This window comes from Pseudomonas sp. SIMBA_068 (assembly GCF_046534705.1).
GTDB lineage: Bacteria > Pseudomonadota > Gammaproteobacteria > Pseudomonadales > Pseudomonadaceae > Aquipseudomonas > Aquipseudomonas putida.
Window position 1 is genome coordinate 1 of the sequence record NZ_JAWRYI010000800.1, and the last position, 262, is coordinate 262.

General features: G+C 60.7%; 1 protein-coding gene. It reads right to left on the bottom strand.

Annotated elements, in window-relative coordinates:
• The coding region (locus SB756_RS31510) for a UDP-2,3-diacylglucosamine diphosphatase (RefSeq protein ID WP_410913428.1) at window positions 1-262 on the bottom strand (262 nt) is incomplete at both ends.

Here is a 262-nt window from a genome sequence, read left to right on the forward strand (position 1 = left end):
GCCGAGTCGCCGAGAAAGGCCAGCCAGCGGTGATAGCGGGTAATCACATCGAACTGATCGCCGTGGATCACCAGCAGATGACGCCCGTCCGCAGTGACATGTACCGCCTCGTCCACCAGTTGGATATTGCCGAGAATCAGCCTGGAGTAGCGCCGCAGGAATTCGTCGTGGTTGCCGGTGACGTAGATCACCTCGGTACCACGCTTGCTCATGGTCAGCAGGCGCCGGATCACGTTGGTATGGGCCTGGGGCCAGTACATGC